This window comes from Paraburkholderia sp. SIMBA_053 (assembly GCF_046534895.1).
GTDB classification, from domain to species: domain Bacteria; phylum Pseudomonadota; class Gammaproteobacteria; order Burkholderiales; family Burkholderiaceae; genus Paraburkholderia; species Paraburkholderia caledonica.
This window is the reverse complement of record NZ_JAWRXU010000401.1, coordinates 1-301: the sequence shown is the minus strand read 5'-3', so window position 1 is coordinate 301 and position 301 is coordinate 1. Positions and strand designations below refer to the sequence as shown.

General features: G+C 66.1%; 1 protein-coding gene. It reads right to left on the bottom strand.

What is annotated here, in order from left to right; all coding sequences use genetic code 11:
* On the bottom strand, positions 1-301 hold a 301-nt coding region (locus SB753_RS36165; RefSeq protein WP_410804915.1), incomplete at both ends, for a cobaltochelatase subunit CobN.

The window sequence follows — 301 nt, the reverse complement described above, 5'->3', positions numbered from 1 at the left end:
ACGAGCGCGATGCGATGCTGCGCGGCGAGTTGCTGCACGACATCGCGGCTGATCGCGTCTTTCAACGATGTGATCGCGACGGGCAACGGATTCATCCCGCGCGCTTCGAGCGCATCGATCAGCGCATCGAATACGGCCGTATTGGCCGCCTGCAAATGCGCCTTGTAGAACAGAATCGCGACCACGGGCGCATCGGGCTTCCAGCGTGCCTGCCAGTCGTCGATGGTCGCCATGTCGCGTGCGGGGTGATACAGCGCGGCGGCCGGCAACGGACTCGGCGGCGCCGGCTCCTTGCCCCAGC